Source organism: Paenibacillus oryzisoli (assembly GCF_001653565.1).
GTDB lineage: Bacteria > Bacillota > Bacilli > Paenibacillales > NBRC-103111 > Paenibacillus_E > Paenibacillus_E oryzisoli.
Genome location: NZ_LYPB01000028.1, coordinates 1 through 7,697 on the forward strand (window position 1 = coordinate 1; position 7,697 = coordinate 7,697).

At 46.6% G+C, this 7,697-nt stretch carries 5 protein-coding genes; 2 read left to right on the top strand and 3 right to left on the bottom strand.

The window, feature by feature from the left end:
• Positions 1 to 533 precede the first annotated feature (533 nt).
• Positions 534 to 1,964 carry a DUF2339 domain-containing protein gene (locus A8708_RS00200; RefSeq protein WP_275667860.1) on the top strand — a complete coding sequence of 477 codons (1,431 nt, stop codon included), beginning with the start codon at positions 534 to 536 and terminating at the stop codon, positions 1,962 to 1,964.
• A gap of 60 nt (positions 1,965 to 2,024) precedes the next feature.
• Here the strand turns inward: A8708_RS00200 and A8708_RS00205 are convergent, their stop codons facing one another.
• Complete coding sequence (locus A8708_RS00205; RefSeq protein WP_068661533.1) at positions 2,025 to 3,518, bottom strand: sialate O-acetylesterase; 1,494 nt, start codon at positions 3,516 to 3,518, stop codon at positions 2,025 to 2,027.
• 199 nt (positions 3,519 to 3,717) lie between these two features.
• Between A8708_RS00205 and A8708_RS00210 the strand changes: the two genes are divergently transcribed.
• On the top strand, positions 3,718 to 4,626 hold the full coding sequence (locus A8708_RS00210; RefSeq protein ID WP_068661534.1) for an ArsR/SmtB family transcription factor: 909 nt from the start codon (positions 3,718 to 3,720) through the stop codon (positions 4,624 to 4,626).
• A gap of 108 nt (positions 4,627 to 4,734) precedes the next feature.
• Here the strand turns inward: A8708_RS00210 and A8708_RS00215 are convergent, their stop codons facing one another.
• Positions 4,735 to 5,916, bottom strand: a complete 1,182-nt coding sequence (locus tag A8708_RS00215; RefSeq protein WP_068661535.1) for an MGDG synthase family glycosyltransferase — start codon at positions 5,914 to 5,916, stop codon at positions 4,735 to 4,737.
• Positions 5,913 to 6,587, bottom strand: coding sequence for a phosphatase PAP2 family protein (locus A8708_RS00220; protein WP_068661536.1), 675 nt, complete (start codon positions 6,585 to 6,587; stop codon positions 5,913 to 5,915). Before A8708_RS00220 ends, A8708_RS00215 begins: the two co-directional genes overlap by 4 nt.
• Positions 6,588 to 7,697: the final 1,110 nt, after the last annotated feature.

Consider the following 7,697-nt stretch of genomic DNA (forward strand, 5'->3'; position numbering starts at 1 on the left):
AGTACCCCCTACTTTCCTCCTTAGCACAAATTCTGCATGGCAATTTCCAATTTACATCATCCTAGCTACCTAAGTAGTAACTATTTCGTAATGCTATTTTTAGCGGTACTACAACAGAATAGTACTTATTTCCTCCATCATATACTGTTATCCTAAGTGTATAAACATTTGCCCGAGATTTACCATTGAGCCTAAGGGAGGTTGCTTCTTTGGACATTCATCATCGCTTTGATAACTTAGAAAAGAGAGTCATCGAGCTCGAGAAAGAACTCACACTATTAAAGCAAAGCCAACCAACTGACAACAAAATAAGTCATCCTCAGTCTAGTCCTAATTCTAATTCTAATTCCAATTCTAATTCTAATTCCAATTCTAATTCTAATCCTAATTCTAATTCCAATCCTAATTCTAATTCCAATCCCAATCGCACTCCCGCTCCTGTTCACGTTCCGCCCCTAGCACCACCTAAACAGGAAGTCATTGCAAAAGAAACCGACTGGGAGCACCTCATCGCCAGGGTATGGCTGCCGAGGATTTTTATGTTCGTACTTCTGATCGGTATCGTGTGGGGATTCAAAGCGGCCGTTGACAACGGACTCCTCACAGAAGAGATGCGCTGTGCGATTGGTTATGTAGTCGGTGGATGCTTTGTCTTCCTCGGTTTCAAGCAACACAAGGCTAACCGTCCACTGCTGGCACAGGCATTACTAGGCGGCTCCATCGGATTGTTCATGCTAACCACCTTTGCCTGCCATCAATTGTATGAACTCATCGGGGCACCTCTTGCGTTCACCCTGAATGTATTATGGGTAGGCTTAGGCTTATGGTTTTCACACAAATTAAAATCGCAATCCTTAGCCATAATCGCAAGTGCAGCAGGTGTTTTGACGCCTTTCTTATTAAATAGTAACAACCCTTCTCCTCTATTTTTCGTTAGTTACGAGACGTTGTTATTTGTAAGTTTTATGTTGTACGCGATACGCAATCAATTTGTCGGTTTATTTTACACGTCATTCGGTCTATTGCCTCTCGCATTGTTCTTATTTGGCCTAGGTGTACAGGGGGATACGAAGATAGCGGCTATAGGGATGTTAACCCAACAAGTAGCTTTGCTAGCGACGATCTGTCTGAAAAGCCCCACAATGAATCATCAACTTCGATTGCTCATTCCCAGTTTTGCATTCACCGCCATCTGGTTTAAAGTGGCTTACACGGATACACAATTCAACGTTGCCATGGTTGCCACGTGTATAGGCTATGCCTTGATTTCCTACTGGTTCAGTAGAAAAGCACAAGAAAAGTTACCTTATACGATGACGATAGCTTCCTATGCCTTACTTTTCTACTCGGCTAACTACTTCAGCGATGATGCGTTACCTGGCTTTTTATTGGTTGAGGGTATTCTTGCGCTGTTACTAGGTTTTATCGTGAAATCCGGATTACAGAAAATCAACGGAATCATCATCTATGCACTCGCTTTTGCAGCGGCATTGAGTACAATCTCTGAGGGTATGAGCAGCATCATGTCGATCGTAATGTTAATATGGCTGCTTCTATTAGCAACCCTGGCGGGTATGATTGCCATAATATCTCATTTCGGGGTAGGCACCAATACGAAGAAAACTTTAATCTTTCTTAAGTACGGACTTGGATTCCTAATCTTGTGTTTTATAACGGAAGTAACACAAACGTTGACACACGATTTCAGTGTGAATAGCCAACATCTGTGTGTCTCGACGGTTTGGGTCCTATACGCGATTAGTGTGATTGCCTATGGACTGAAGAAAGAAGTTAAACCCATAAGGCTCACGGGATTAGCGTTATTATTCCTAACTTTAATGAAGGTCATCTTCATGGATTTGCCCAATGTCTCCCTGACAATCAAAGCAATTATGTTCATTGGACTTGGTTTCATCGGCCTATTGTTATCTCGCTTCTTCTACAAGAAGTCATCCAGCACGTGAATAACTTCCCTACAGTTGCACAAAAGGCGTTCACTCCGTAGAGTGGACGCCTTTGTTCTTCTATTCGCGTGTAGAATGCGTACGAAATGGCCCCGCTGGCAAGCCAAGTCCATTTACTAAATTGGCCTCTGTGTAATTCGCCCAGGCATATCGCACCTGAACTGGCTTCGTGATCTCTGAATGCCACACTTCGACCGTATCACCAACAATGTTCGCTTCCGCGGTTAGGAATTGACCTTCCTCCGCGGCAATCTGGAAGCCGATGAGTTGCTCGCTCCCCCTAGAAAGTCCTAATCCCCCATCCGTGTGTTCAAAATGAAGCACAATTCGCCCACCTTCAATGTGCAGCACACGGTACACAGGGCCAGAGCTCGTAAGCTCTTTCCCATAGACATGCTCCAAGGCTGTTAAAGCAAGGCGCTTCCCTACGGTCCGTTTATCTCGTGGATGAATATCATCACGCTCCCCACAATCAATGGTGATGGCCATGCCCGTATGAGGGACCCGCTTATTCACGATCGCTTGGGACTCCCGCAGCAACGGCCATGTTTCACCGTCGGGTTTACCATCCGAACAGAAGGATGTCAATTGGACGAAGTGGAAGGGAATCTTATCATTGTGCCAGAGTGAACGCCAATTCTGGATGAGTCCTGTCAGCAGCTTATCGTACATTTCCGCACGGCCTGCATCACTCTCACCTTGATAGAATAGGAACCCCTTAAGACCGTAAGGTACGATTTTGAGGAGCATCGTCTCGTAGAGACCACAAGGCCTCATCGGATTATGAGGATTCATTGGTGGAGGCCATGGATAGCCCCCTAGTTCCTCTGGCGAAGCTCCCGCTGCTTTGCGCTTCTCATAGTCCCCCGTCGCTTGATCATACGCACGTTGAACACTTTCAAAGGCGACCCAATCGAAATCTTTGATCTCTTCTGCAAATGTATCTAGATACACCTCCAGCTCAGGGTGCTGACGAATCGTCGACTCACTTACCCAACATGCCGCCGAGGTGCCTCCCCAGTTGCAACCAATAATACCAACAGGTACGCCCTCTGAGGCATGAATATGCTGGGCAAAATGATACGCAACCGCCGAGAAATCCGGCACATGCTCAGGCAGTGCCTTATGCCAGGAAGCGATCATCGGCGTATCGACTTCGGGATCTTCCCATTCCACTTTGGGAACTTCAAAGTAACGAATAAGAGGGAAATTGGCTTCCGCGATGTCCGCCTGGGCGTGACTCGTATCTCGCACTTTCCACTCCATATTGGATTGTCCGCCTGCTAGCCAAACATCGCCAAAGAAGACATCCCCTACAGAGGCAAGTTGTTCTCCCTCGGAGCTGACTGTTAGGATATACGGGCCTCCCGCTTCGAATGCAGGCAGTATCGCCTGCCATTTGCCGCCTGTGCTGATAGTCTGCACCTGATGTCCTTGGCATTCCAAGGTTATTTGTATCCCATCGGGGCCTGTTCCCCAGACAGGGTTTTCTTGATGGCGCTGCAAAATCATTCCTTCAGAGAAAATCGCATGAAGTTGAAAGCCGTTGCTCATTCCCACACCTCTTTACCTAAAATTGGATAATAGCTCATATCTCTCATGATACACTATTTCCTACAGGAAGTGCGTTTGTTCTCTATCATATGTCATACCTAGTCAATTGCTAGACCGTTATCGAACATTTAAGTTGTTTAAATAACCTGCAGGTTATACAATAGTAAGAAATATGCTTACAAAAGTTGAGGTTTTCCCTATGCAAATTGAAGTTTCATCCAAAAATATGCCTTTCCTAGAATGCTTCTCATCGGAAACTCGTGTGAAGATGATTGAACTTCTTGGCGAAGCACCATTAAATATTAAACAGCTCTCCCAGCGACTAGAGATTTCGTCAGCCATCGTGACGAAGCATATTCAGAAGCTGGAGCTAGCTGGCATCGTGCGTTCCGAGAACGTAGTCGGTGTGCGCGGCACACAGAAGATCTGCTACCTACAGCTTGAACAGGCTACGCTACAATTTAAGTCGAAGAAGCCTTATGAGCATCCGACAACGACGATTGCCATTCCCATCGGCCAATACTCAGCCTTCGACGTGAATCCGACGTGTGGCCTGGCTTCTCCAACGCAGCTGATTGGCGTGCTGGATGATCCGCGATACTTTGCAGATCCGCAGCATGTACAAGCAGGCATTCTCTGGTTCGGCAGCGGGTATGTGGAGTATCGTATCCCGAATTTTTTCCATAGCAATCAGAAGCTTCGCTCGCTGGAGATTTCATTTGAGATCTGCTCGGAAGCTCCTGGCTTTAACGAGAATTGGCCTTCGGATATTTCTTTTTCAATCAACGATAAGCCGCTTGGACAGTGGACCTGCCCAGGTGATTTTGGTAAACACCGTGGCGTCCTCTCCCCAGACTGGTGGGGAAATGGCAACACACAACATGGTCTGCTGAAGATTATTACGGTGAATCCGCACGGTTCCTTTCTAGATGGTACGCAAATCTCGGCAACCACCATTCACGATCTGAATATCTTATTCTCGCAAGATATTCACTTCCGTATTGCCTCCCTAGCAACGTCAGCGAATTGTGGCGGTGTTACGCTATTTGGCAAACAATTCGGTAACTATGCCCAAGATATTATCGTGACGATGCAAGAGGACAAGTAGCTCTCCTCCAGCGGGAGCAAATAAATAACCCTGTTTCCCTACCTCAATGCGAGGGAGGAAACAGGGTTATTCTGTATTTGGAACGAGTTCTGCAAGAAGGCATCTACGCTACACATTTGCATATGAGAATTGCAAGCCATCCTGAATCGGGAGATAGTGATGCTCCGTTGCCAGAATCGCATCTACCGTGCGAAACACATCGGGTTGGCGATGGCTCATCTGTGCATTCTTCTTCAGCTTGAGCAAAAGGGATTGATTCGCGATGACCTCTAGCAGTTGGCTCTTCATCTCGGCTGCGTTCTTCACTTCCACAGCGGCCCCGATCCCAACGAGATAGGCAGCATTCGCCTGCTCTTGACCTGGAATTGGCTTATACAGCATCATCGGCAGATCTAGCGCAAGCGCCTCGGAAACGGTAAGCCCCCCTGGCTTCGTCACGATCAGATCAGAAAGCGCCATCAGCTCATGCACATGATCGACGAACCCTGTCACCATCACATGATGGTGCGTATTGGAACCGCCCAGCTCCTCCTCCAAATGCTGTTTCAGCTTCTCATTGCGACCACAGACGAAAACAAATTGCACAGGCTCCCTCAATTCATCCGACTGGAGCACAGATTTGAACGATTTTCCGATCAGCCCATGGCCCCCGCCCATGACAAGAACAGTTGGCATGTCACGGTGCAAGCCGTATTTATCACGCAGCTCCTCACGATTGTAGGTTTGTGTGAAAGGCATGCGAAGCGGTATCCCCGTTACCACGATACGCTGTTCAGGAATCGCATACCGCAGGAGTGCCTGCTTCACATGCTCCGCCCCAACCAGATACTTATCCGTCCCCGGATGAATCCAGTAACTGTGATCCGTATAGTCCGTGATGACCGTCACGGTCGGCACGATCGTAAGTCCGTTACATTTGAGATAAGACATCGCTGCCGCAGCACCTGGGAACGTACACACGACTTCCGTGGGCGCTTCCTCTTCTAACAAATCCAGCATCCGATCGGTGCTGAACGATTTCATTCTTTTGAACAAATGGGATAGGGCTGTATCATGTCTCGTCTTGTGATAAAGAAAACCGTACACGGACGGCAAGCTTTTCACCCATTGCATATAACAGTATTTCCCGAACCCATGCAGATAAGGATGCGTCCACGCCAAATAATCGACGACCTTCACTTCCATATCCGGTCTATACATACGTACCGCTTCAAGAATCGCTTGTGCTGCTTTATTGTGCCCATCGCCAAGACTGCCCGTTAGTATCAAAAGCTTTCCTTTGCTTCTCATTGCTTCAGTCCCCTTTCGAGCTTATCCTGCCGCGCACTAGCAGCGGTTGATCCTGTTAGCCACGCTCTTCTACTTCTCTCCACTGCATAGACGACTCCTTCAGCCACAAGCACTGCACCCGCAATATCCATTAGCACATGCTGCTTCACGAACAATGTCGATACAATAATTAAAATGGACATGCCCGCCGTTATCATTTTGTATGGCAACGTTATCCGTACCGATCGAAGATAGGCTCTCATCATCAGATAAGCCGTTAGCACATGTGTACTTGGAAAACAGTTAAACGGTTGATCCGAGCGATACACCCACTGGACCGTCCGCAGCAGCCAATCACTGCCTATAATGTCCGGCCGCGGTACGGTCGTCTGATATATAGCATAGACGCTATAACACAAAAGCAAACCTATGATGAATTCCACGAGTGTCTGAAAATAAGTCGAGCGATCCCGATATGCCAAATAAAGAAAACCTGCGGCAAGAAAGACATACCACAATAAATAAGGAACTACGAAGCCCTCGATAAAAGGTATCTGTCGATCGAGATCCGTCATTAAGCTGTACGCTGTTCCGTTATCTTGATTTAAATGTATATAAATGAGCCCCACTAACGGGATCATAAGTAGTCCGCTGCATGCTAGCAAATAGGACATCCAAGCTTTTGTTCTCATGCCAAATCCTCGCTCTCCTCTACGTTATCTCTATCATAAAGGAGTAAAGCCTTCGACTGAACGAACCAAGGTACTGTCTTTCATTAGCCAAAAGTCGTGAACAAACCTAGACCAAAGGCGGAGTTGTCCACGTCCTCGCTTGCATATAGGTCAGAAGGGATGACGTATAGGAGTTACCATTTTAGCTCCTGTCTAAACGACTGTCACTGTTACAACAATATTACAGTAATGTTACAACATCATACAGCATACCAAATCACACGCGGAAAAGCACCTTCTACGGCATCACGAAGGCTAACTTTCGCCTTGCTACCATGCAGCTCCTTCAGCGGTACTAGTCGGCATTGTTGCTTAAAGGATACTCGTTCTCCACTTGTGGATAAGTTCGTCTGTGGATATGTGTATAAGATTCGAAATATCTTATGCACAGCCCCATTTGTGGACATGTTGATACTGTGGGTAATTTTGGGGATAAGTGCGTATAGGGTGGATTTACAAGGTAAATTCGAGGGCAAAAAGAAGGAGGAAGGGCGGATAGATGAGGTGGGATGGGATAGGAGAAGAAAAGAGAAAAGGAGATACAATTGGCGTGTGGTGGATTTGTTCGGCTCAGAGAGTGGCTTGCGATGGGTGGTGGATTGTGCGGTTCAGAGAGTGACTTGTAGTGGGTGGTGAATTTGTTCGGTTCAGAGAGTGACTTGTGATGGGGATGGATTTGTTCGGCTCAGAGAGTGGGCTTGCGATAATGGATTGATTTGTTCGACGCTGGGAGTGACTTGTGATGGGGGTCCCCACACTCCACATCACACCTTATCTTATCTTATCTTATCTTACCTTGCCACGCCTACCAACTAACTGGATTTCCTCCATCTAATTTCGGGTATTTTCAATGAAATGACGCATTAGATGGAAAATCTACAGTTATTTCTGGCCTCTGGAGGCAAAAGAGGGAGAAAGCGTCAAATTAACTGTAGAAAATACATTTAAACTGTATTTCATGCTTTTTAAGCCCCAAATAGATGGAGGAAATCGTTACTACTTAGGTCTTCCAATAGGAAGACTTCTTCTATTTAAAGGTATTCCGTTCCCACATGTCGAAATGAACACGCA

Excerpts from the sequence above, each read along its gene's own strand:
- A8708_RS00205 (WP_068661533.1), bottom strand. The coding sequence starts at position 3,518 with ATGAGCAACGGCTTTCAACTTCATGCGATTTTCTCTGAAGGAATGATT.
- A8708_RS00215 (WP_068661535.1), bottom strand. The coding sequence starts at position 5,916 with ATGAGAAGCAAAGGAAAGCTTTTGATACTAACGGGCAGTCTTGGCGAT.
- A8708_RS00220 (WP_068661536.1), bottom strand. The coding sequence starts at position 6,587 with ATGAGAACAAAAGCTTGGATGTCCTATTTGCTAGCATGCAGCGGACTA.
- A8708_RS00210 (WP_068661534.1), top strand. The coding sequence starts at position 3,718 with ATGCAAATTGAAGTTTCATCCAAAAATATGCCTTTCCTAGAATGCTTC.